Origin of the sequence: Portibacter marinus, assembly GCF_021533195.1 — a bacterium.
GTDB lineage: Bacteria > Bacteroidota > Bacteroidia > Chitinophagales > Saprospiraceae > Portibacter > Portibacter marinus.
Map to the genome: position 1 here is coordinate 310685 of NZ_JAJNKB010000001.1, position 24274 is coordinate 334958.

Sequence of the window (24274 nt, forward strand, 5' to 3'; positions counted from 1 at the left end):
TAAAAGCTATTTGAAGATGGCAAAAATCTCAACGACTAAACCAGCCAAGATAAAAATGGGTGCAATAAGCGTCCTCCTGGTGCTATAGATAATGCTGTCATCCCAGACATCAGGAGAGGGCATTTGACCTCCGGACATCAAAAGCATGCCTATAAATATCAATCCAGCGCCGACTAGCATGTATATATAATTATCCTTTCCAAAACTTAATGCATTTGCCGATGGCGTCTGTGCTCCCTTACCCAGCGTAGATTTTGTCGGTTTAAGTGTATTAGAAGACTTCGCCGGTTTTGACGTAGTCACCACTACTTTCTTCTTCTTAGCCATTTATATTAAGTTTTCGCAAATGTATAAATAATTTTACTTCATGAGTACAAATCCTCTTCTCTCATCGCCAAAAATCTGTTTAAAATTGCATTGGTACTTAATAAATTGACTAAAAAACCTACCAACAACATGATTATTGCTACCAGCACAATATTCCAGACACTCACTATTTGCTGTATCGTTTGATTAGAATACATCAGATAAATGATGGCAATGATGAAAAGTAACACCGCTATTCCTCCAGATAAAAGACCAGAGTAAAATGCCCTTTGTAAAAATGGTCGTTTAATAAAATTCCAATCTGAACCCAAAAGCTTGAGAGTATAGAACGAAGTTTTGGATTCCGCCAGGCTAAGTTTGATGGCATTAAAAATCAAAGTGAAAGCCAGAATAGAAAAGAAAACTCCAATTACCAATGCCAATCTAGAAAATTTTCTGACATTGGTTTGAATTTGATCTACATAGGAGGTTTGAGCATAGGCCTCCTTCACTTCAGGCATGCGCTTGATTAGCTCAAGATTCAATTGGTCCTTAGAAATATTTAGCTGGTAGGTGTCGTAGAACGGGTTTTCTCCTTCGATATCAAGAAAAGCAGCTCCTAATTCTCGTTCCATGAGCCTTTTCGCATCCTCTCTGGAGGTATAACGGATTGTTGATTGTACGGCACCGGGGATTGCAGCAAGTTGAGGCGTTAAATCATTTTTAACATTTGGTTTCACTTCGATTAACACACTTGTTTCGTTCCTAAGCGTTTTCACAAGTGAATTGCTCTTAAAAGCAATCATAAAATACACCCCTATAAAAAACAGCATCAAACTTGTGCATATAATTATGGGTATGGACCTGGAAGAAAATAAATACTTTATAACTTTGACCATCAATCATGACTCAATTATCTTGCGAAGATATTAGCAAAATGCGATATATGAACATTAATGCACTTCTAATTTTACTGATCGTCGTCTTTAACGCCATTGCTCTAAAGGCACAGATCACACTAAACAACCCGTCATTCGAAGATGAACCTGCCGATGCCACCGTACCAATGGGCTGGTTTCCTTGTGCCAAGGGTACGACGCCAGACATTCTGCCAGGTTTCTGGGGAGTCTATTCAGAAGCAAGCGAAGGTCAAACATTCGTTGGACTAATCACACGTTTCGATGGATCCTATGAAAGTATTGGACAGCGTTTTAGTGAAAGGCTGGATGAAGAAACATGCTATTCTTTTAAAATAGACCTGGCCCAATCCCTGAGTTATGCAGGTTATAATGAGCCTCTAAAAATTCGTATCTGGGTCAGCAATCGTAAATGTGCGAAAGAGCAATTGGTTTTTGAGTCTAAATTCATAGAACATTCTAACTGGAAAACTTATGACATCAACTTTACTCCTGATTTTAGGGCAAAGTATATATTGATTGAAGCTTTTTACACAGAAGGTGAAATAAACCGTACTGGAAACATTCTTATTGATAACATTACACCCTTGATTCCATGCTCAAAAGTATAATTCAATTTATCTTACTGTCATGCGCCCTCGTATTTCTTATGTCCTGTAAAAATGAGGAGGACCCTAAATCGTATCTGATCAAAGAAAAAAATCAGGTTTGGTCAGTAAAAGAGGTGGATGGTGAATTTTCTAAGGATCAGTTGACCTATCTCGAAACTTACGAATACGATAGCGATGGAAACGAAATCGGCCATCTCATCTACAATACAGATGGAGAATTAAATGGCAAAGAGCTGTCAGTATTTGATGATAATCATACTCGACCTATTGGAACCAGGTATTATACTCCCCAAGATTCATTGTTGAGCTATTACCATCTGACCTATAATGAAAAAGGTGAAAAAATAACAAGAAAGGGGTTTGATGCAGCCACAGATGAATTACTGAGAATCGAAAGATTCTCTTACGATGATAAAGGAAATATGATCAGGAAAGAAATCCGTACACATGAAGATCAGCTTTTAGCATCCTATGTTTTTAAATACGATGAATTTGGAAACAAAACGGACATGGCATCCTACAATGGTGAAGGCATTGAGAGGGTACGTGAAATTTATAAAATTACCAAAAGAGACAATGAAAACCAGTGGTTAGAGAACTGGGGTTGGCAAGGTGAACGCCCAGTCACTTTTCGAACCAGAGAATTGATCTATTCGACTAATTAAATCGTTTCTTACTGTTGGTCCGAGAGCCCTTCCAGTGATTTTTTGAGCTCCTCTAACAGGTCTTGCATTTCATTTTCAATCTTTCGTTTTTCCGCTTCGTTATCTGAGCCTTTCTGTTCCTTTAGTTGCTCCATGGACTTTTCCAGTTCTTTCTTTTGATCCTGTAATTTTTCCAGATCAATATTGGATAGACGATCCTTTAAGGAATTAATTAGCTCTGTAAACTTATCGATTGTCTCATCGTATTTGCCTTCATCATATCTTTCTTTTTCGGCTACAACCAATGATTTAATATCACTACCCAGATCCTTAACCTTTTCCACTATCCGCTCAGCTTGTTCTTGCTCATTTTCACTTCCAAAAAAATAATTATAACCTAAAATGATTAGGAGCACCAGAAATGCATATTTGATTAACGTCCTCATAAGAAATAAATAAGTTTAGTTTTGTTTAAATGGTTACAATGCACGTGAGTCGCTACATTATATACTTTAATGCACCTCGTCCTTTAACCATTCCCATTTAGAACTGATTTTCGACAGAGATTATTTTTTGATCTACCAATGGTCACCTCCCTATCTGACAATATTTCATTATTTTTGCCCCTTCTTTAAATGGAAATATAGAAATATGCAATACAACGCATCAAAGATAGAGCGTAAGTGGAAAGATTACTGGAAAGAAAATAACATTTACCAGGTTGAAATAGACAAGAACAAGCCGAAATATTATGTGTTAGATATGTTTCCATATCCATCTGGATCAGGACTGCATGTAGGTCATCCCCTTGGCTATATCGCATCAGACATCTACACCAGATATAAAAGGATGAATGGCTTTAACGTATTGCATCCTATGGGCTATGATGCTTTTGGTCTTCCTGCAGAACAATATGCCATACAGACAGGAGTTCATCCAGCTCAATCTACAGATGAAAATATTGAGCGCTATCGAGCCCAATTAGATAATATTGGATTCAGTTTTGACTGGGAGAGACAAGTGAAGACTTCGGATCCATCCTACTACAAGTGGACTCAGTGGATCTTTCTTCAGCTCTTCGAGCACTACTACGATGTCGAAGCTGACAAGGCCAAACCAATAGAAGAGCTGAAAGCCCGATTTGCTCAAGAGGGCAATTCAGATGATGAATCTTCTTTTACTGCGCAGGAATGGCAGGCCATGAGCAAGAAAGAACAGGAAGATCTATTGATGAATTATAGACTTGCCTATCGGAAAACAGGCTATGTGAATTGGTGCGAAGCTCTGGGTACCGTCTTAGCGAATGATGAAGTAAAAGACGGCGTTTCGGAAAGAGGGGGCCATCCTGTAGAACAACGAGCCATGATGCAATGGTCGCTAAGAATTACGGCATATGCTGAGCGGTTGCTTGATGGATTGGATCAGGTGGAATGGTCAACTGCACTGGTAGCAATGCAGAATAATTGGATCGGAAAGTCAGAAGGAGCGCAGGTGTTTTTCGATATCGTCGGCCATGAAGGACAAATCGAGGTATTCACCACTCGTCCTGATACCATTTTCGGTGCGACTTATATGGTCCTTGCACCTGAATTGGATTTGGTTCAGGACCTCACAACTGCTGAACAAAGTGCTGAAATAAATCAATATTTAGACTATGTGAAATCAAGGTCGGATCTGGACAGAATGTCAGAAAGTAAAACCGTTACGGGAGCATTCACCGGGTCTTACGCCATCAACCCTTTTACAGAGGAAAAGATTCCGATCTGGATCGGTGAATATGTCTTGAAAGACTATGGAACTGGAGCCATCATGGCGGTTCCTAGTGATGATGAAAGAGATAAAGCATTTGCCATCAAGTTCAATCTCAAGATTGTCGATGTAGTCGACAAATCGGATTATCCAGGGGCCACATTGCATGATAAACTGGGAAAAATTATTAATTCAGACTTTCTCAATGGAATGGAAGTTCCCGAAGCCATTCAACACATGTTCAAGGAAATAGAAAGCAGAGGCCTAGGCAAAAAGAAAGTGAATTATAAATTGCGCGATGCTAATTTCAGCAGACAAAGGTACTGGGGCGAACCCTTTCCGATTAAATATGATGAGGATGGCATTGCACATCCGCTAGACTACGATGAACTACCGTTGGAATTGCCGGATCTGGAAGATTACAAACCGACCAGTTCTGGTAAATCTCCTTTAGCCAGATTAGAAAACTGGGTGAAGACAGAGGATGGTATGACCAGAGAAACAGACACCATGCCTGGATATGCGGGATCTTCATGGTACTTTTTAAGATATATGGATCCAAATAATGAGGAGGCATTTGCAAGTCAGGAGGCCGTAAACTATTGGCAGGATGTAGACTTATATATTGGAGGCACTGAACACGCTGTAGGTCACCTGATGTATTCCAGATTTTGGCATAAATTCTTGTATGATTTGGGATTGGTACCTACTGAAGAACCGTTTAAAAAGCTAATCAATCAAGGCATGATTCAAGGTGTGATTGAATATGTCTATCTGAGTAAAGAGAAAGAAGATGGCCATTCAAAGTTTGTTTGCGCAAGAATTGTAGAAGAGCAAGGGAATGAGGAAGACTATGCAAAAATACCCGTGTATGTTGATTTTGTTCAAGGCTATGGATCGCCAAATTCTTACTTGAACGTTGAGTCCATTCATCGATTTGTAGAGTGGAGACCAGAATATGAGGATGCTATTTTTCAATGTGGTCAGGGAAAATACCAGAAAGGTAAAAACGAAAGTGTAAATAGTCATTTGGTGACCAGTTCAGAAATTGGTAAAATGTCCAAAAGGTATTTCAATGTTGTGAATCCAGATGATGTGGTTGCTGATTATGGCGCGGACTGCTTTAGAATGTATGAAATGTTTCTTGGGCCTATTGAGCAATCAAAACCCTGGGACACCAATGGAATCGACGGTATTTCAAAGTTTATTCGCAAATACTGGTCTTTGTTTTTCGATGAAGAAGGAAAAGCCATTATTTCTGATTCCAAGCCCGATGATAAAGAGTTAAAAGTGTTGCATACGGTGATTAAGAAAGTCAATGAAGATGTAGAAAGATTTTCATTTAATACCGCTATCTCAGCATTCATGACAGCGGTTAACGAACTGAGAAAGTTAAAATGCCATAAACGTGAAATTCTGAATTCTTTAAATCACCTTCTGGCTCCATTTGCTCCCTTCTTAACGGAAGAAGTTCATGAGTTTCTGGGTGGAACGGAATCCATACATACACTTACATATCCTGAACACAATGAAGAGTATCTGATAGAATCTAGTGTCACTTACCCGATATGCTTCAATGGGAAAAAAAGAAGTGAGGAAAATTTTCCGGCGGATGCCACAAATGATGAGATTATGGCTGCGGTTAAAGAGTTGACAGTGTTTGACAAGTATACCGAAGGTAAAACAGTAAGAAAAATTATCGTGGTTCCAGGTAGAATGATCAATATTGTAGTCGGATAAAATCATGATAAAGTCAATCCTTCTATCGGTTCTGCTAAGTTTGATATCTCTCCATGGTAACGGACAAACGAAGGACAGGCCAAATGTTCTTCTGATCATAACCGATGATCAGGGCTATGGAGATCTTGGATCACACGGAAATCCTTATATATCAACACCCCATCTTGACGCTTTTACAAAACAAAGTGTCCAATTTTATAACTTCTATGTTTCTCCTGTTTGTGCTCCCACACGCGCCAGTCTGATGACAGGAAGGTACGCCCTAAGGACAGGAGTCCGCGATACTTACAACGGTGGATCCATCATGTCTACAGAAGAATATACATTGGCTGAATTATTTCGCGATGGTGGGTATCAAACCGGAATATTTGGCAAATGGCATTTAGGAGATAACTATCCGTCCAGACCGATAGACCAGGGATTTGATGAATCAGTTATACATCTATCAGGAGGTATTGGACAAGTGGGTGACTTTACCACCTATTTTCAAAAGGACAGCAGCTATTTAGATCCGGTTTTATGGCATAATGGAAGTCAAAAAAAATATCAGGGATATTGTTCTGACATTTTCACAAATGAAGCCATAAAGTTTATAGAAGCAAATGCACAAGCTCCATTTTTTTGCTATTTGTCCTTTAATGCTCCTCATACACCATTGCAGGTTCCAGAAAAATACTACCGAAAGTATAAGGATTTAGAGCCTAAATTTCCTGGAGATCTTGAAAAGACATCACAACTTTCAGAACGCAATAAGGAAGATGCTAGAAAGGTATATGCTATGGTTGAAAACATTGATGATAACGTGGGAAAAGTGATGGCATTGCTTAAAAGCCTGGCAATTGAGAACAATACCATTGTGATTTTCATGACGGACAATGGGCCGCAGCAGTTTAGATACAATGGTGAAATGAGGGGATTAAAAGGTAGCGTTTACAGAGGCGGCACGAGAGTACCATTCTATTTAAGATATCCCCAAATCAGCAATACCAGAGCTGTATATGAAAATGTTGCTCATATAGATGTTTTGCCTTCATTGGCAGAACTATGCGAAATTGAACCAGCTAAATCAAATGTATTAGATGGTAAGAGTTTTGTACCCCTAATAGTAGCGAGAGATCCTGAGTGGAATAAACGCTCCTTATTCTTTTACTGGACCAGGAAGTATCCGGAGCGATATCAAAATATGGCCCTATTGAAAGACTCCTTAAAATTGATAGGCCACACATCATTCGATGCTGATGTGAGTCAATTTGAGCTTTTCAATATCGAACAAGATCCTAGCGAATCGAAAAACATTCTTTTAGAAGAACTTGTCTCTGCCAGGTCACTCAAGGAAGAGTTGGATAGCATTTTGTCTAACCTGATTCATTCAAAAAATTTAATGAAACCACCACTCATAGAAATTGGTACCAACTATGAAAACCCGACCTTTCTGAATCGCAATGATGCCGGAGGACAACGTGGAATATGGGCACAAGAGGAAATATTCGGTAAATGGTATGCCAAAATTCATCCCGGAACTTATGATATCGATCTTAAACTTATCAATCCTCTAACAGGAAGTGTGACTGTACTTTTGGAGTTCAATGGTCAAATTCTAAGAAAGGAGTTTGTAGTGGACAACGAAGATATGATCACATTAGAGAATGTTTATCTCGCTGAAGGTTCCGGAGATATTATTCCTTCCCTCAGAATTGATGGTCGAAACATTTTACCATTTTGGGTCAGTTTTGATAGACACCAATAAAGAGAGATACATTTTAAGATGACTCAATCAGCTTTCTTTGAAGAGAGGTAGCAACAGCCTTAGTAGGAAACTATTTTAAATGTAGTCCGTCTATTCTCCTGATGCTCTTCTTCGGTACAAGTCTCGCAATAACAGTTGATGGCAGGACGTGTGTCTCCAAAACCTCTTGCACTTAATCTCTCCTGATCAATACCTTGAGAAACCAAATAATTTACAGCAGCCTGTGCCCTGTTTTGCGATAGGGTTATATTGTAATCATCCTTTCCTCTGCAATCCGTGTGAGAATTCAATTCAATTTCTATATCGGGATTATTCTCCAAAAGCTCAGCCAATTCATTCAAGGAGGGCTTAGCGTCTTCCCTAATAAAATATTCATCCAGATCGTAGTAGATGTTCTCCAACTCGAACTCCACTCCGGTGACAATAGGCTCAAGCAGCAAACTCACAGTATAGGTCTTCTCACCTTCTTCTGGAATTTTAGTCGGTTTAAAATCGATAGATTTACTCAAATATCCTTCTTTACTGGCCACAATTTCAAGATCATCACTCGGTAGGATGTCAATAACCAGCAAACCTTTTTCACCGGAATTCAGCTGCCGACCATTGACCTGAACAGACACGTTTTGTAAATCCTCTCTTCCGGTTACACCACTCAGCGGATCACTTTGAACAAGGTATTTATTCTGATTGGTCTTAATGGCCAAATACAATTGAAGGTTCTTAGTATCTACCTCATCAGCTACCTCTTCAGTCGATACCGGATCACTTACTATCCGCGATGCAAAAGCATAAATATCATCTCTAGCACTTTCCTTTCTGGAGGAAGTGAAGTATCCGGTTAACTCACCAGTATTCGCTCGGCGTTCAACATCAATGACAAATCCAAAATCATCGGCACCGGAATTTATTGGCGGCCTCATATTCTCTACCCTACTCCACGAACCATCTGCTTGAACATAAGTTCTAAAAATATCAAGACCTCCCATTCCTGGCCATCCATCCGAGCTAAAATAAAGTGTATCCCTATCGATAAAAGGGAATTTTTCGTGACCAATGGTATTTACGCCAGCACCCAGTATTTGTGGCACTGTCCAACCATTCTCCAACCTTTGAACATAATAAATATCGTAGCCGCCAAAGCCCTCCTCGATCTGTGCAGAGTAAAACAATATACTATCATTTTCGTGAAGTGTCGGATGTCCATAATTGATTCTGTCTTCAATAAAATCCAACGGCTCCGGGTCTGTCCAACTCGAACCTGAACGCGTGGCAGACATCAATTTGCAATAATCATCATCTAATTGACTTTCACACCGGGTAAAGATGATCTCCGTATAGTCTGAGTTAAAAGTGGCGGTTCCATCATTATGCTCACTATTGATCCTGGAATCGAAAGGAATGACTTCTTTACTGAATTGATTCACGATATACAAATCGGAAAACCACAATCCAGTCCAATTATAGATATCTTCATTCTCGTTGCTCTTCCGATCAGAGGTGAATACCAACTGCGAACCTTCAAAAATCTGAGGGGCATAATCTGAATACTCAGAATTCTGTGCCAATTTACTAACTTCATATGGCGAATTCTCCTTTTCCGCAAGCCATTGGGATGCATTGGTGCACTCCGTAATTTCCCTGGCGATCTGAGGACTGTTTCCTACCCTTTCCTGCACAGCTTGAAAAACTCTAACTGCCTCTACATACTGTTCATTCTTCTTTAAAGCATAAGCTAATTTTTCCAGTGCCTTATCGCCATATTTTAAATCAAAGGCTTGTTTATACCATTCGATGGCATTGGGAATATCATTAATTTCATTGTATGATTCGGCTAGAAGGTAGGCTTTCCGAGCTTTGAGCTCAGGATATTCCGTACGGTCAAATTCATCTGTCAACATATGTATGGCAACAGAAAATTGCTTTCGGTCATAAGCCATTTCACCATCTTTGATCTTCTGTGTGTATGTACAAGAAGCAAAAATGATGGTTACAATTAAAATTATAATTCGCATGAAAAAGATCTAGTCTTACTAATTAAACGCATTTATATAAATTTAGTTATCATCAAGGTAAAAATTATCTTACAAGTGCTGTATGATAACCTAAAAACTAAAAAGGCCTCGAATCAAACATTCGAGGCCTTTTATATCATGATAGGATTTTTACATTATCGTGCATTAGCTGCAGCTTTTGAAAATCCTTTCTTTTCACTCTTAGCCTTAGCTTTCATACTCAAATCTTTGGTCAAATCTCTTACAACTGGCGTCGCTACAAATATCGATGAGTAAGTACCTATCAATATTCCAATAAATAAAGCAAACGCAAATCCCTTAATCGCACTTCCACCAAAAACCAGGAGTATCGTTACGATCAATAAGGTAGTTAAAGAAGTGATGATGGTTCTGGAGAAGGTACTATTGATCGCTAAATTCAATACCTCATCAGTAGATTTACCTGTGTAGATCCCCAGATATTCACGAATCCTGTCGAAAACTACCACTGTATCATTGATGGAATAACCAATCACTGTTAATAATGCAGCTATAAAAGCCTGGTCAATCTCAAGACTGAACGGCAGCCTTCCCCAAAGCAGTGAGAATACACCCAACAAGATCAAAGAATCGTGGAAGAGTGCTGTAACCGCACCCAGTGAAAATTGCCACTTATTAAATCTGATAAAAATATAGGCAAAAATCAATACCAATGCTATAATTCCAGCGTAGAAGGAACTCTTCTTGATGTCATCTGCAATGGTAGGACCCACTTTCGAAGAACTGATGATGTGAGTCGTATTTACTGCATCTTGTTCCACAAATTTTTCCATGTCTATCCTTCCTCCCACAATTTCATTAAGGCCTCTTCCCAATGTATTGGTCACCTGATTAATCGCATCATCATCAGTATTATCAATCTGATATTGAGTGACAATGTTAAAAGTATTGTCGGTATCTACTGATTTGACCACCGGCTGACTTTCTAGTATGTCAGTTAATCCTGTCTTTAGGGTCTGTGCATCAATGTCAATTCCCTGCTCGAATTGAATATTGTAGGAATATCCTCCTTTAAAATCCACTCCCAGGTCTAAACCACGGGTAAATAAGGACGCTAATCCCGCAATGATAAGAGCTCCAGAAACCACATAAGCAATCTTTCGCTTACCTACCCAATCTACGTTCAAATTTGCAAATGCATTCTTAGAAGGAGGTGTCCAGAAACTCAATTTTCCATTCCTGCCCATCCACCAATCGATGATTAGTTTACCAACCAATACAGCGGTGAACACAGAAGAAATTACACCAATAATCAAAACAATGGCAAATCCCTTTATCGGACCAAGTCCGTAAAAATTAAGAACAAGTGCTACAAGAATTGTTGTGACGTTGGCATCTATGATTGCTGAATATGAGTTTTTAAATCCGTCAGAAATAGCTGCAAGAGAAGTCTTTCCTGCTCTTAATTCTTCACGGATCCGCTCAAATATAATCACGTTGGCATCCACCGCCATACCAATGGTCAAGACAATACCCGCCATCCCAGGAAGGGTCAAAACGGTATTAATCGAAGCCAACACTCCAAAGATAAATACTAAGTTAAGTAACAGAGCAATGATAGATACGATACCTCCACCTCCGTAGTAAAAAACCATAAATAAAAGGATCAGTAGTACACCGATAACCAGTGACATCAAACTCTTCCTGATATTTTCCTTACCTAATGAAGGTCCTACCGTCGATTCCTGAATAATTCTGGTTTTTGCGGGTAATTTACCAATCTGAAGAATATTGGCTAAATCTACAGCCTCCTGCACAGAAAATCCTCCTGAAATCGAAGAACTTCCTCCTGTAATCGGTTGGTTTACTCTTGGGGCAGAAACTACTGTAGAGTCTAAAACAATGGCAATCTGTCGATTCCCATTTTGTGCAGCCTTTGTAGTCAAGTCAGCCCATATTTTTCTTCCTTTGGAATTCATCTGCAGTGACACCGTTGGTTCACCAGTTGAAGGATCCGGACTTTGAGAAGCATTGGTAACCACATCTCCTTCTAATGGTGCATTTCCATTCCCTCGAACCTTAATGGCATAAAGTTCATATTCTTTAGTCGGATTGCCATCAATATCCACAGCCGGGTCCTGAGACCAACGGAATTCCATGTCTTTAGGGAATATAGATTTGATTTCCGGCTGGCGAAGCATGCTTAAAACGGCGTCTCTTTTGTTTCTTTCTGCAGTACCCATAGTGCTTGGACCATAAGCGATTTGCTGACCAGCTCCACCATTCAAATTAAAGATATTAAAGAGCGGCCCGTTGTCCACATTCAATGGATCTGCTATTTCTGTCGTCACCAGGTTCGAATCAACAACATTACCTACACTATCGTATTGATAGGTATAGGAGGTGTCAAATTGAACTTCATTTGTAGTAGTATCTCCCTGAAGCTGTTTAAGTCGCTCGTTCGCCTGAATGAAAGCAGCCTGAACACCTGGATCACTGATCCAGTAAGTATCCCAGAACTCCAATTTTGCGCTCGCCTGTAAGAAGTTTCTTGCTCGCTGAGGGTTTTCTATTCCCGGAATTTCCACAATGATCAAGTCTCTCCCAGCATCCAGGAACACATTGGGCTGAGTAACTCCCAGCTTATCAATACGTTCTTTTAACCTGTCAAAAGTCAATTGTACCGTTTCGTTGGCCAATCGTCTTAACACCTGTACCACCTCTCCATTCGAAGACTCCGTATTGATGTCTTCCCTCATACTCTCATTTCTAAGAAATATCCTGGAAAGGGGCTTTGCGCCCTCTATTTGTTGATATTCATTGGCAAATAAGGTAATGAAATCACTCTGAGAACTCTTCAACGCTTCATTGGCATTTTCCATAGCCCTCCTGAAGTCAGGATCATTGGAATTGTTGGAAAGTGTCAGCAACAATTCGTTCAAATCCACTTGAAGCACCGCACTCATTCCTCCTTTCAAATCCAATCCCAGTCCCAATTGCTGTTTTTTCAAGTCGTCATAAGTGTATTCTTTGATCATTGGGATCTTAAATACCACCTCACTTGATACTGAATCTAAATACTGAATTCTGGCTGCTTTTTTGGCCGAAATCTGCCTTACTTCATCATTATATTGCGAAGCAACTCGCTCTGCGTACTCTTCTGCCTGATTTTCAATTTTATTGGTAGGAATGACAAATAAGTACTGAAAAGCACTCACTATGATCATTAATATCAAAAAAAACTTGATTAAGCCCTTCCCTTGCATCTAACTTTTCTTTAATTTATAATACGTTTGAAAAAACTGCGCAAATATACGCCTTTTACTAAACTTATTGGCATTTAATTTATTAATCTTTAAATCTACCAGTTTTTCGGCTAAGTTCAGCATATTCAAATCCTTATATATTAGATATTTATACAGACGATAATAAACCATCGATAACCGAACATTCGTATTAAAAAGTTTCTATATTAGATGCGAAACAAATTTGCATAACCAAAATTAAATTTAATCAAATGGGTTTATTTTCATTTTTTAAAAAAGCCGGATCCAAGAAACTTAAAGAGGAAGAAGCCAAGGCCAAAGCTGAAGCGGATGCAGAAGCATATAAAGCCAAATTATTAGAAGACATCGTAGGAAGCCTTGACATAGATATAGAAGACCTTGATGTGAGCTTAAATGATGATGTCGTTACGGTGAAAGGAACAGCTGGATCTCAAGCCGATAAAGAAAAAGTGGTGCTTGCATTAGGTAACGTCGAAGGCATATCAGCCGTAGATGATCGCATAGAGGTAGAAGACAATACGCCTGCAGCTGTTTTCTATGAAGTTAAAAGCGGAGATTCCCTTTCTAAAATTGCTAAAGCACATTATGGTGATGCCATGAAGTATATGGAAATTTTTGAGGCCAATCAGCCTCTCCTGAAAGATCCTAATGAAATTTATCCCGGGCAGGTACTCAGAATACCTCCTCTAGACCAATAATAAATTGAAAGCGCACTTTTGTGCGCTTTTTTTTTCTCATTTATAAAATCAGTAATGACCGAAGTTTTTCTGCAATTATCATATCCTCAACTTTCAAGGTTAATTCAATCTGAAGCCAATAAACAAGAAATCAATGTCAAAGGATATGATTTAAAGATTGATAAACTGGTGATCAATAGCGAAGATGGCAGATTACGCATCACCGGTCAGATCGTCTCAAAATGGGATGCTTATTTTGATTTTCAGGCTACGCCAATGTTTCTAAATTCAGAAAACAAGTTGGAGCTACAAGATATTAAATTGAAGTTGGATGCAACTAATTTGATCTTTAAAGGCATCATCAAACTGGCAAAAGGAATGATTAAGTCCAGAATTGAAAAAATATTGGAGTCCCCATTGACTGAGCAAATAGAGGGTTTGAAACAAAATTTAGATCAAGAGCTATCTAAAGCACCGCTTCCCCATCAACTTCAATTAAATTCCAACACACATCATCTCTTAATTGAAACTATTCAAGCTTTGGAGCAGTATCTGCTTATAGCGCTAAAAATTGAACAAAAGATCAATATCTCATTCAAAGATCAAGAAGTATAACCTACTGAACAACATGAATCGGTTCTCCATCTTTAAACTTTCTGACATTTTTGACGACAATATCCATCAGGTTTTGTCTGGCGCCAACTCCTGCCCAGGCAATATGCGGTGTAATAAAGCAATTTTTGCATTCGTATAAAGGATGATGAACTTCCGGAGGCTCATTACTTAAAACGTCCAATCCAGCCGCTCGAATAAGATTACGTTTCAATGTATTTGCCAGAGCAAACTCATCGACCAGAGGACCTCTACCTGTGTTAATTAATACTGCAGACTTTTTCATGACGCTTAATCTATCCTGATTCACAATATGTTTGGTGGCCTCTGTTAATGGCACATGTAGACTTAAGATATCTGAAGTTTCAAATAATGTTTCTATATCTACAAAACCAACATGTGGTTTGGCATCTCGCTTAGGGTGCTTGTGATGTGAAATAACCTTCATCCCGAAGGCCATTCCTATTTCTGCAACGCGCTGACCGATCTGACCGAATCCTAGAATTCCTAATGTTTTGCCTTTGATATTCTGAATGGGTTCATTCGTGTAGGACCAGTCCCCTGCTGAGCTCCATTTACCATTTCTCACTTCGTCCGCATATTGTTCAACTTGATTAAAAATCGCAAAAATGAGTGCAAATACATGTTGGGCAACAGATTCATTACTGTAGCTGGGCGCATTACAAACAATGACATGATGCTCTGCTGCAGCTTTGGTATCGATAATGTTGTAACCCGTCGCCGATACCACAATACATTTGAGATTCGGTAAAGCTTGTATGCGCTTTTGATCAAAAGGAACCTTATTCGTTATCAAGACCTCTGCTCCCTGGCAGCGATCCATCACCTCTTCTTCTGAAGATTCTGCATAGATCTCCACCGTTCCTAATTTCTTTAAATTTTCCCAACTTAGATCTCCGGGATTCAGCTGCGCACCATCGAGTACTACTATTTTCATATAGTGAAAATAACAAATCCCGTGGTCTTTCTAATTATTGAGTGACCAATCATATTCGGTATAACTTATCGCGGCGTCGGCGTCGATTTTAGTATCGCTGTACTTGTTCAGGAAAGCAATTTTATCATCAAAGTCTTTTCCATACCAATCAAATATTTTAGAAACTTCGATTTTCTTTTTCTGAATTTTGTTGTATTTATCATTATTGATAAAGGATTTGGTCTGCTTTTCCAAAAGACTATTCATATTATCTGCAGTGAAAGCTTTATTGGCCAAAGGCGGACACGATTGAGCCGCACAATTAACCGCAAAGTGAATTCTGGGTTCATTGAACTGAGGTCTGATGATTTCATTTTCTATTTGATTCAAACTATAAGTCTGACCACCTAACTCAATCCACTTTTTATCCCAGGGCTCTCCATTTGAAATGTCACGTATAGATTGTACGGGATAATGATCTAATATTAATTTGACGGTAAAAGCGTTGTAGGCATTGATCCAGTAAGCCAACTGTTCATTGCGAGACCAACTGCCTTGAACAGGGTGACTGGACAAATCATCAAGATATTGATCCAACTTGGCTTCATCAGCTTGAAATCCCTTGTAATTAACAACTCCAGTTGCAGAAACATGCTTGGAAAGCAGCTGATCAAATAACTGATGATCGGGCTTTGCGGAATTAGAAGATTTTTCATCATCTGAATTCAAATCACCTTTTAGCACCTCTTCTTCTGATGTTTCTTCCTGCGAGACTTCTTTTCTCGTTTCGGTATCCATTTTCTTTTCGATAGGCCACTCCCGATCTTTTTCGACATCTTCGGTTTTCAAGTCTGTCTTAGCCTTAGCCTCTGCCTCTATGATTTCTTTATCCTCTGATTTAGGTTGGTCCTCATCGTCGATCGGAGGTGTAGAGCTATCTTCGAATTGACTTCGCTCCTCTTTTGCAACTTCTACTTCCTCATTTAAGTCAAGGGTTTCATTTACAACTTCAGCAGGCTTATCGGCAGTCTGTTCCATGAATTCAGCACTTTGATTTTGCTCTTGCCTCTGATCACATGAAGCATTGATCATTGTAAGCATAATGGTTATGAGTATTGTCATTCTTATCATTTTACTGTTTAGTCTTAATCTACGAATTAGTGGATATGTTTTGCTATCAAAGGCTTTTCATCACCAAAAGTTCGGCAAAGGACATTTGAGCTAGTGCTAATACCTCGTCTAGAAACTACCATCCATTCTCAGCGAAAAATTTCGGGGCGCTTCCAATAGCGCAGGACGAACTGCATAGGATGCATTCAAAACATTACCAATTATAAAGCTCAATTTGTAATTCTTCCATTGATATCCCGTCCTAAAGTTCAACAAATAATAACCGCTGTCATTGGCTTCTCGGAAGTTCTTTAGTCCTGGAATAAATAAGTTAAATTCTTCATCAATGGCAACCATGTGACTTACAAAACGAAAATTCCCGCCTACAAAAGCACCATACCCCGAAACCTGAATATCGGCCTTCGCTGTATGTTGAGACCGGTATTTTAAGATATTGTAGTCTACAGAAGAGGATGCTCGCGTTCGGTCATCAAATTCCTTATACCGTGGATCTAAAAAAGTGTACCCCATTAAAAAATTGACCGGAAACCGCTGACTTCCCAATACACCCGCAAAATTAAGATCCACTCCTCTGATCCTCGTGTCCCCGATATTGCTGGACTGAAACCCAAATACACCGCTTTTAGCAGTGAGTAAAAATTCCATCATATTAAGATACTCTGACCAAAAAATGGCCAAATCAAAAAAGGCACCATTTCCTCCCATTCGTACACCCTGTTTTAATCCGATCTCCGCCGACCATCCTGTCTCCGATTGTAAATCTTCATTGGTGAAAATCCTGAAATTAGCCAATCCTACCGTGGTGAATTTTTCAGCTATCGTGGGAAATCGGTAGCCTTGACCAATCGAACTTCGTATATATGTAGCTTTAGCCATCTGGTAATTGGCTCCAAATCTGAAAACAGGTTTACCTTCCTGAGTTTGTGCTGCATCCACCTGTTCTCTAAAATCTCCATCCTCAATTAGAATTTCAGAATTTCTCAAACTATTGTATTCATACCTGCCACCAAGAGAAAGTCGCCACCGTTCACCGATTTCCTTGTCTATTTGAAGATAGGTGCCTGCATTATTCGATCGATATCTTGCCCCTCCATATAAGCCGGCAATAATATTGGTCACCGTTCCACTGATTCCTGTTGTCAACTTTAATTTTAAAGAAGGAAAAGCCGTCTGAAATTGATATTCGCCGTAGTTCAGAAGACTAAAATTATCCAGACCATTACTCGCACCGTTATCTGTATAATACAGCCTGCCTTGCAGTCTGTGTTTGTTTCCTTTTTGATCGAAGTAGGTATAGTGTGGATCGAATATCCAACGATTGTTGAAAGAAACTACTTCAGTTCCCGCAAAAGGTTGATACGCCCCTCTTACCCCATTTTCCCAAAAAATAAATGACGCGTTATCTGAAAGATTGCCTACTACATTTAGTCCGAGGGTACTTCTCTCATTGATACGATATCGATTGCTAACGGTAATTCGCCCTCTACGTTGGTAGGTTTCTGCACGGAAGCTTTCTAATTGGTAGTACTGTACACCTGCCACAAGATCAAACTTGCCCATTTTTCTTTTATGCAAAAAGTGTGTTCCAATGGCATATGGGGCGGAATCCCACCATTTTGTTCTGAGATCACTAGGATTTGCATAATAAGTAGTATTGATGGAAAAGTTGGTCTCTGGTTCCGATCCAGGCATGGCATACCTTACATTAATCACTCCGTTTAATGCACTAGAACCATACAACGCCGATGCAGCCCCTTTAACCACTTCCACTTGTGCTACGTTTTCCAGGGCGATATCATTCCAATTGGGAAAGCCTGCGTCAGGTTGAAGAGCCGGAATATTATCGATCAGCAATAAGACTCGACTTCCTGCACCATAAGAATATCCGGAACCGCCACGGATTGAGGCTTGCCCATCAATAATTTCGACACCAGGTAGTAAATTCAGCGCCTGATCAAGGCTTTGGCTATTGCTATTTTCTATGATCGAAGGCTTTAACACCTCTAGAGAAACCGTACTTTCAGCAATGTTTTGTTCCACCATTGACGCTGAAATAACCGCCGTTTCCAAAATATTATTGGAGGTTTTCAGCACTACAGTAATAAAGGTATCTGTTTTATTGATTTCAATGTCCTCACTGGCAAACCCAACATATTGAACTGAAATACGAGTTGGTGAATTTTCACACGCTATTGTAAATCTGCCTTCTATATTTGTAATCACAGTGTCCACCGATGAAATAATCGTAGCACCAATCAAAGCTGACTGATCAGATGCAGCAATTACTTTACCTTCTACGCTGCGAACCTGAGCGAATATTCCATTGGTCCAAAGAAATAATAAAATTATGATTCTCACGAATCAAAGCTAAACATTATTCCTCAGTTTCTGGGAACTCGATAGGAGTGATCATAGGCAGCTCTACCCAGGCTGCTTCTTCAGAGCTAATCGCCCAGACTCTCAATATTCCGCCCGAGGCTCTGGCCACATGAGTTGCAAGGGTTCTTAGACTCTCATAGTAAGTAGCTGCAACGTCTTGAGGAAGTTTTGCTAAGATTGGGTTAATGTTTCTCAAACTGGTGGCTAGTTTCACATTTCGCTTTTCAACATGCTGTGGAAGTTTTTTGATTTTATCATCTAAATGTTTTTCAAAATAACCATCAATTTCTGCATAAAATTGACGCAATACTTCCGGTCCCGTATAGGTCCTGATGTGCGTAATTTTGTCTGCCCACTCCTTTTCATTCGGATCTATTTCACCATCAGCTCCGGCAATTAAAATGGTAACATCGAATACTGCTTCTTGAAGCATTTCGTATTCTTCCTTAGATATATTTTTGAAATATGGATTCATCTTTGAAATTTGATGCAAATTTAAATTTTATTCAATATCCTGAGAATTATTGCACATTAATTTATCCATTCACATAAAAATATTTAATATATGTGTAATTTTGCTATTTAAGTTATGACCAAGACAGCTAAAGTAAAAAAACAACACAAGCAGACACCACTCATGAAGCAATACTTTGCGATGAAAGCAAAGTATCCCGACGCCATACTTCTTTTCCGGGTCGGTGATTTTTACGAGACCTTCGGAGAGGACGCAGAAAAAGTAGCGAATGTTCTGGGCATTATTCTGACCAAAAGAAACAACGGCGGTTCAGATATTCCTCTGGCTGGTTTCCCCTATCATTCTTTAGATCTCTACCTACCCAGACTTATAAAAGCAGGGTTCAGAGTGGCCATCTGTGAACAGCTGGAAAAACCGAGCAAAGAGAAAAAAATCGTAAAGCGTGGAGTTACTGAAGTAATCACTCCAGGGTTGACAGTTGATGAAAAGCTGCTGGACCACAAGAACAATAATTTTCTTTGTGCCATCCATCGGATAAATGAGAAATTTGGTATTGCATTCCTGGACCTTTCTACGGGTGAGTTTATCATTAGCCAGGGAAATCAACTAAGGATTGAAAAATTAATTCAAAGTTTCCAACCTTCAGAAATCATTTTCGCAAAGTCTCACAAAGATCGAATCGAATCATTTACGGGATCAGATTTTTACAAATATCACCTTGATGAATGGATTTTCAGCACTGACTTTGCAACTGAAAAATTACGGGATCATTTCAAGGTCCAAAGCTTGAAAGGTTTTGGTATTGAAGAGGTTCATGAAGGTCAGGTGGCCGCAGGAGCGATATTGCACTACCTTGAAAGTACGGAGAACACTAAGCTGGACCACATTAATAGCATTAGTAGAATTCAACTGGATGAATACGTTTGGTTAGATAGGTTTACCATTAGGAATCTTGAATTGGTTCATAGCAACCATCCCACTGGCATTCCCCTTATCCAGATTTTGGACAAAACTGTGAGTCCCATGGGTTCCAGAATGATGCGAAAATGGGTATTGCTTCCACTTTTATCTGTGCAGGCGATTCATCAACGGTTATCCATCGTTGATTTTTTTAAAGAACAGGTAGAAAAAGGTGAAAGGTTACGAAGTTATCTGGAGCAGATAGGTGATCTGGAACGATTAGTGGCAAAAATCAGTACAGGAAAGATAGCACCTAGGGAACTTAAGCAATTGGAATCAGCTCTAAACCAGATTCCACATATAAATGAACTTTGTAATCAGACTGATCAAGAAACACTATGTGAAATAGCGTCCTCCCTGAGCTACTGTGAACAGGTCAGAGACGCCATCGCGGAGCAAATTATTATTGACCCTCCTTCTATGATCTCTAAAGGAGGAGTCATTAGTGAAGGTGTTCATGAAGAATTAGATGATTTACGCCACGTCGTAAAAAACAGCAAAAGCTTACTGGCTGAAATTCAAGAGTCCGAAGCAGAAAAGACAGGGATAACCAATCTCAAAATCGGATTCAACAATGTTTTTGGTTACTATCTGGAAGTCACCAACAAGTATAAGAATCAAGGATTGGTCCCTGAAAATTGGGTTAGAAAACAAACCTTGACCGGCTCAGAACGCTATATCACTGACGAACTGAAAAAGCTTGAAACCAAAATTTTGGGCGCGGAAGAAAAGATTCTAGTAATCGAAGAACAAATTTACCTTGATCTCATTGCTTCCCTATTCGACTATATTCCAGCTATTCAGAAAAATGCGCAGGTTATCGCAAAGTTAGATTGTCTGCAAAGTCTGGCATTGGTAGCGGAGGAGAACAACTATTGCAAGCCCATAGTTGATGAATCATTTAGCATTGATATTAAAGATGGACGACATCCAGTCATAGAAAAACATATGGAGATAGGAGAATCATATGTGCCCAATGACGTTTTCCTGGATACAAAAGAAACTCAGATCATGATGATCACGGGTCCGAATATGTCTGGTAAATCTGCCATTCTTCGTCAAACGGCCTTAATATGCCTTATGGCGCAAATGGGTTCGTTTGTACCTGCCAGCTCTGCAAGATTGGGATTTCTAGACAAACTCTTCACAAGAGTAGGCGCCTCTGATAATATTAGCTCCGGTGAATCTACCTTTATGGTAGAAATGAATGAGACTGCTTCCATCATGAATAATATTTCTGATCGAAGCCTGATACTTTTAGATGAAATTGGCCGGGGCACCAGTACTTATGATGGAATTTCTATAGCATGGTCACTTGCTGAATACCTTTATAATAATCAAAAATGCTGTCCGAAAACCCTTTTCGCCACGCACTATCACGAGTTGAATAAATTAGCAGATCGCTACGACCGCATCAAAAACTATAGTGTCTCCACAAAAGAAATTGGGCAAAAAGTCATTTTCCTTCGGAAATTAATACCGGGAGGCAGTAATCATAGTTTTGGAATTCATGTTGCTCAGATGGCCGGGATGCCGAGATCTGTGATAGCCCGAGCGCAGGAAATTCTCTTGGAGCTGGAACAAAAGTCCTTCGAAGCTGCAAAAACGCAAGGAGACATCAGTTCCAGATTAGACAATGTCAGTTCGGCGATGCAATTATCGATTTTTGAAACAGTGGATCCTACAGCCGGAAAACTGAAAGCTGCTTTGATGGAGGTGGATATTCACCGGATGACGCCGATCGACTGTATGATGAAACTCAATGAACTTAAAAAAATGATGGAAGAATGAGAGCTTTAGTGGCCTTTATTCTCATGTCAATACTCCTTACTTCATGCCTCAAAGATTTGAGACCCCAAGCATGGAAAGATAATTCGGCATTCCGTGAAGCTCAGTATCAAAAAGGTAAAGCCATTTTAGAGAAATATGCACAAGTCTCCGGTCAAGAACAATGGTCGGACATTCAGTCTTACAGGATTTATATTAGTGATGTTTTCTTTGGATGGAGAGGTAGAATGAAACAACCCTACGGACAAAGAATAAATCAATTTATTCTGGACTTTTATGCGAAAGAAAATTCCGGGACCCTTCTTTTTTTAAATGGTAAAAAGAAAGGCATGCTTTGGGGTTACAACGAAGGAAACACCTATACCAAAGAATCTGTAAATGGTCCTATAAAGGATGTTGATAGCAAGAAAATAAAAGCCTGGATTCCATTCTACCAACGTTTCATAGAAATGCCCTTTCGCGCAACCGCTGCAGACCAGATTTATCATATGGGTGAAGAGAAATACGGGCTTTACAATTATGATAAGGTTTATACGGCCTGGAAAACGGAAGAATCAGAGCAAAAACTGGAACAATACGTCCTTTGGGTTAATCAAAGTACCGGACTGGTCGATAAATTTCAATTTTCTTCTAGAAATCAAGGAGCAGTTTTGACAGGGACAGTTATTATAAGTGAACAAACCGTTTATGACGGAGTCATTATTCCTGGAATGTTTAAAGTGTATGCTCGAGAAGGATCTAGGCAGCCACTACATATTATCAGACCCCACAATTTTCAGGTGGTGACAAGAGAGTAAATGAACTACGAATAGTAATCGGTCAACTACGTTTAATAATCTACATTCGACACAAGGTCTTGTAGTCCATAATTTGTATGAAAACAATGAATCATGCAAGAAGATCAAAGAAACCTTTCCCAATTTAGAAACTGGATAAAGCAGTCTGTTTCACTCAAACTTTTGACCATCTCATTATTGGCACTATGCCTACTAATTCCAGGTTCTATGGTAAAATCCATCATTCACGAAAGGACTGGTATGAATCACGCTGCAAATATGGATGTCAGGTCTAAATGGGCACTCGATCAAGTAGTCACTTCTCCCATCCTCAGTGTACCTATCTCAATATCTGAAATCATTGATGAAAAGGAGCATGTTTATAAATCATATTATCATTTCCTTCCTGAAGACCTTCATATCCAAGCTTCTGTATCACCAAAAACTTTAAGTCGAGGGATTTTCGAAGTAATCGTCTATGAAGCTAAATTGAATATTAAAGGGAACTTTAAGGATATAGTAACTAAGGATTTATCCCATATCAAGGATGTTTTGTGGGAAGAAGCATTTATAACTGTAGGATTTTCTGATCTACGCGGAATTCAAAATGACCATCCTTTAATCTGGAACGAAGATGAGATTGCCTCAGTTCCCGGTACGAAGATTACTCATCTGAGTGCAGGTTTGACCTTTCCTTTGGAAGATTTTAACCCGGATTTACAAGAAAGCCATTCATTTAATATGGTTGTAGAGCTTCAAGGAAGTGAAAATCTTTCCTTTGTTCCCACCGGAAAAGTGACCACAGCTTCTATACAATCTGGATGGACGAGCCCAAGTTTTAGTGGCGCTTTTTTACCTGATGAGCGTCATGTAACCAACACAGGATTCAAAGCACAATGGCAAGTACTTCAGGTTAACAGGAATTTTCCGCAGAACTGGGAAGGTCATCATACAACAGCACAACTCCACCGTTCTGCATTTGGCGTGAATTTTATTTTGCCTTCAGACTCATACCAAAAATCAATAAGAGCCATCAAGTATGCACTGATGAATATCGCTATGACCTTTTTAATCTTTTTTTTAGTTGAGGTTATAACAAAATCACCAATCCATCCTTTTCAATATATCATGGTAGGATTATCGATCATACTTTTTTATGTATTGCTGGTTTCCCTAAGTGAACATCTGTCATTTGATAGGTCTTATCTCATAGCTGGAACTGCAGTCGTATCCATGATTTATCTGTACAGTCTATCCATATTTAAATCCCTGAAATTTTCCATATACCTGCTTGCCCTATCCATCCTTAATTTTGTATTCCTTTACATTATTTTGCAAATGACAGATTACGCCTTACTGATCGGAGGAATCAGTATGACAGGAATCTTAGCGGCTGTGATGTATGGAACCAGAAAGATCGACTGGTATAATATTCAAAAATAGGATACTGATCAAATAAAACAATCATTTTCACCTACTGACCGGCAGATATCACAAGTGGAGCTGCCGGTCAGACTATTGTATCACATTTGAGTAAAAAAAAGATC

General features: G+C 39.3%; 18 protein-coding genes. 9 read left to right on the top strand and 9 right to left on the bottom strand.

From position 1 onward, the window contains the following. Window positions 1-6 precede the first annotated feature (6 nt). Together L2567_RS01355 and L2567_RS01360 are read right to left on the bottom strand one after the other, a co-directional pair. The gene (locus L2567_RS01355; protein ID WP_235295885.1) at window positions 7-327 is read right to left on the bottom strand and encodes a DUF3098 domain-containing protein; all 321 of its coding nucleotides are present in this window, start codon (window positions 325-327) and stop codon (window positions 7-9) included. 38 nt (window positions 328-365) lie between these two features. Next, window positions 366-1205, bottom strand: a complete 840-nt coding sequence (locus L2567_RS01360) for a cell division protein FtsX (protein ID WP_235295886.1) — start codon at window positions 1203-1205, stop codon at window positions 366-368. 47 nt (window positions 1206-1252) lie between these two features. Here L2567_RS01360 and L2567_RS01365 point away from each other — a divergent pair, with 47 nt between their 5' ends. Both L2567_RS01365 and L2567_RS01370 read left to right on the top strand, forming a co-directional pair. Further along, complete coding sequence (locus tag L2567_RS01365) at window positions 1253-1834, top strand: hypothetical protein (RefSeq protein ID WP_235295887.1); 582 nt, start codon at window positions 1253-1255, stop codon at window positions 1832-1834. A 38-nt stretch (window positions 1835-1872) separates the two neighbouring features. Further along, a complete protein-coding gene (locus L2567_RS01370) occupies window positions 1873-2499 on the top strand; it encodes a hypothetical protein (protein WP_235295888.1) in 627 nt (208 codons plus the stop codon). Window positions 2500-2507: 8 nt separating this feature from the next. Here the strand turns inward: L2567_RS01370 and L2567_RS01375 are convergent, their stop codons facing one another. After that, window positions 2508-2924: a hypothetical protein gene (locus L2567_RS01375; protein WP_235295889.1), complete on the bottom strand. Its 417-nt coding sequence runs from the start codon at window positions 2922-2924 to the stop codon at window positions 2508-2510. 205 nt (window positions 2925-3129) lie between these two features. Here L2567_RS01375 and leuS point away from each other — a divergent pair, with 205 nt between their 5' ends. Together leuS and L2567_RS01385 are read left to right on the top strand one after the other, a co-directional pair. After that, the gene (leuS, locus tag L2567_RS01380) at window positions 3130-5967 is read left to right on the top strand and encodes a leucine--tRNA ligase (protein WP_235295890.1); all 2838 of its coding nucleotides are present in this window, start codon (window positions 3130-3132) and stop codon (window positions 5965-5967) included. 4 nt (window positions 5968-5971) lie between these two features. Continuing rightward, window positions 5972-7714 carry an arylsulfatase gene (locus L2567_RS01385; protein ID WP_235295891.1) on the top strand — a complete coding sequence of 581 codons (1743 nt, stop codon included), beginning with the start codon at window positions 5972-5974 and terminating at the stop codon, window positions 7712-7714. Window positions 7715-7773: 59 nt separating this feature from the next. Here L2567_RS01385 and L2567_RS01390 read toward each other — a convergent pair whose 3' ends face one another. Beyond that, on the bottom strand, window positions 7774-9726 hold the full coding sequence (locus L2567_RS01390; RefSeq protein ID WP_235295892.1) for an OmpA family protein: 1953 nt from the start codon (window positions 9724-9726) through the stop codon (window positions 7774-7776). Between the two features lie 155 nt (window positions 9727-9881). Beyond that, entirely contained in the window at window positions 9882-12971 is a 3090-nt protein-coding gene (gene secDF / locus L2567_RS01395) for a protein translocase subunit SecDF (RefSeq protein ID WP_262913079.1), read from the bottom strand. A 251-nt stretch (window positions 12972-13222) separates the two neighbouring features. On the opposite strand from secDF, the gene lysM reads away from it, so the two are divergent. Both lysM and L2567_RS01405 read left to right on the top strand, forming a co-directional pair. Then, the gene (lysM, locus tag L2567_RS01400) at window positions 13223-13690 is read left to right on the top strand and encodes a peptidoglycan-binding protein LysM (protein ID WP_235295894.1); all 468 of its coding nucleotides are present in this window, start codon (window positions 13223-13225) and stop codon (window positions 13688-13690) included. Between the two features lie 54 nt (window positions 13691-13744). Further along, window positions 13745-14284: a DUF4403 family protein gene (locus L2567_RS01405; protein WP_235295895.1), complete on the top strand. Its 540-nt coding sequence runs from the start codon at window positions 13745-13747 to the stop codon at window positions 14282-14284. 1 nt (window position 14285) lies between these two features. Here L2567_RS01405 and L2567_RS01410 read toward each other — a convergent pair whose 3' ends face one another. The 4 genes from L2567_RS01410 to L2567_RS01425 form a co-directional block, all read right to left on the bottom strand. Then, the gene (locus tag L2567_RS01410; protein WP_235295896.1) at window positions 14286-15239 is read right to left on the bottom strand and encodes a D-2-hydroxyacid dehydrogenase; all 954 of its coding nucleotides are present in this window, start codon (window positions 15237-15239) and stop codon (window positions 14286-14288) included. A gap of 30 nt (window positions 15240-15269) precedes the next feature. Beyond that, window positions 15270-16340, bottom strand: a complete 1071-nt coding sequence (locus L2567_RS01415) for a DUF547 domain-containing protein (protein WP_235295897.1) — start codon at window positions 16338-16340, stop codon at window positions 15270-15272. Between the two features lie 117 nt (window positions 16341-16457). After that, a complete protein-coding gene (locus L2567_RS01420) occupies window positions 16458-18707 on the bottom strand; it encodes a TonB-dependent receptor (protein WP_235295898.1) in 2250 nt (749 codons plus the stop codon). Window positions 18708-18723: 16 nt separating this feature from the next. Continuing rightward, window positions 18724-19203, bottom strand: a complete 480-nt coding sequence (locus L2567_RS01425) for a tellurite resistance TerB family protein (RefSeq protein WP_235295899.1) — start codon at window positions 19201-19203, stop codon at window positions 18724-18726. 114 nt (window positions 19204-19317) lie between these two features. On the opposite strand from L2567_RS01425, the gene mutS reads away from it, so the two are divergent. The 3 genes from mutS (at window position 19318) to creD (ending at window position 24170) form a co-directional block, all read left to right on the top strand. Next, window positions 19318-21954 carry a DNA mismatch repair protein MutS gene (mutS, locus tag L2567_RS01430; protein ID WP_235295900.1) on the top strand — a complete coding sequence of 879 codons (2637 nt, stop codon included), beginning with the start codon at window positions 19318-19320 and terminating at the stop codon, window positions 21952-21954. Beyond that, a complete protein-coding gene (locus tag L2567_RS01435; RefSeq protein WP_235295901.1) occupies window positions 21951-22748 on the top strand; it encodes a hypothetical protein in 798 nt (265 codons plus the stop codon). Before mutS ends, L2567_RS01435 begins: the two co-directional genes overlap by 4 nt. Before the next feature lie 93 nt (window positions 22749-22841). Further along, window positions 22842-24170: a cell envelope integrity protein CreD gene (gene creD / locus L2567_RS01440; protein ID WP_235295902.1), complete on the top strand. Its 1329-nt coding sequence runs from the start codon at window positions 22842-22844 to the stop codon at window positions 24168-24170. Window positions 24171-24274: the final 104 nt, after the last annotated feature.

Excerpts from the sequence above, each read along its gene's own strand:
- L2567_RS01405 (WP_235295895.1), top strand. The coding sequence starts at position 13,745 with ATGACCGAAGTTTTTCTGCAATTATCATATCCTCAACTTTCAAGGTTA.
- L2567_RS01365 (WP_235295887.1), top strand. The coding sequence starts at position 1,253 with ATGAACATTAATGCACTTCTAATTTTACTGATCGTCGTCTTTAACGCC.
- L2567_RS01390 (WP_235295892.1), bottom strand. The coding sequence starts at position 9,726 with ATGCGAATTATAATTTTAATTGTAACCATCATTTTTGCTTCTTGTACA.
- leuS (WP_235295890.1), top strand. The coding sequence starts at position 3,130 with ATGCAATACAACGCATCAAAGATAGAGCGTAAGTGGAAAGATTACTGG.
- L2567_RS01355 (WP_235295885.1), bottom strand. The coding sequence starts at position 327 with ATGGCTAAGAAGAAGAAAGTAGTGGTGACTACGTCAAAACCGGCGAAG.
- L2567_RS01360 (WP_235295886.1), bottom strand. The coding sequence starts at position 1,205 with ATGGTCAAAGTTATAAAGTATTTATTTTCTTCCAGGTCCATACCCATA.
- L2567_RS01415 (WP_235295897.1), bottom strand. The coding sequence starts at position 16,340 with ATGACAATACTCATAACCATTATGCTTACAATGATCAATGCTTCATGT.
- lysM (WP_235295894.1), top strand. The coding sequence starts at position 13,223 with ATGGGTTTATTTTCATTTTTTAAAAAAGCCGGATCCAAGAAACTTAAA.
- creD (WP_235295902.1), top strand. The coding sequence starts at position 22,842 with ATGCAAGAAGATCAAAGAAACCTTTCCCAATTTAGAAACTGGATAAAG.
- L2567_RS01375 (WP_235295889.1), bottom strand. The coding sequence starts at position 2,924 with ATGAGGACGTTAATCAAATATGCATTTCTGGTGCTCCTAATCATTTTA.
- mutS (WP_235295900.1), top strand. The coding sequence starts at position 19,318 with ATGACCAAGACAGCTAAAGTAAAAAAACAACACAAGCAGACACCACTC.
- L2567_RS01370 (WP_235295888.1), top strand. The coding sequence starts at position 1,873 with ATGTCCTGTAAAAATGAGGAGGACCCTAAATCGTATCTGATCAAAGAA.
- L2567_RS01425 (WP_235295899.1), bottom strand. The coding sequence starts at position 19,203 with ATGAATCCATATTTCAAAAATATATCTAAGGAAGAATACGAAATGCTT.
- L2567_RS01410 (WP_235295896.1), bottom strand. The coding sequence starts at position 15,239 with ATGAAAATAGTAGTACTCGATGGTGCGCAGCTGAATCCCGGAGATCTA.
- secDF (WP_262913079.1), bottom strand. The coding sequence starts at position 12,971 with ATGCAAGGGAAGGGCTTAATCAAGTTTTTTTTGATATTAATGATCATA.
- L2567_RS01435 (WP_235295901.1), top strand. The coding sequence starts at position 21,951 with ATGAGAGCTTTAGTGGCCTTTATTCTCATGTCAATACTCCTTACTTCA.
- L2567_RS01385 (WP_235295891.1), top strand. The coding sequence starts at position 5,972 with ATGATAAAGTCAATCCTTCTATCGGTTCTGCTAAGTTTGATATCTCTC.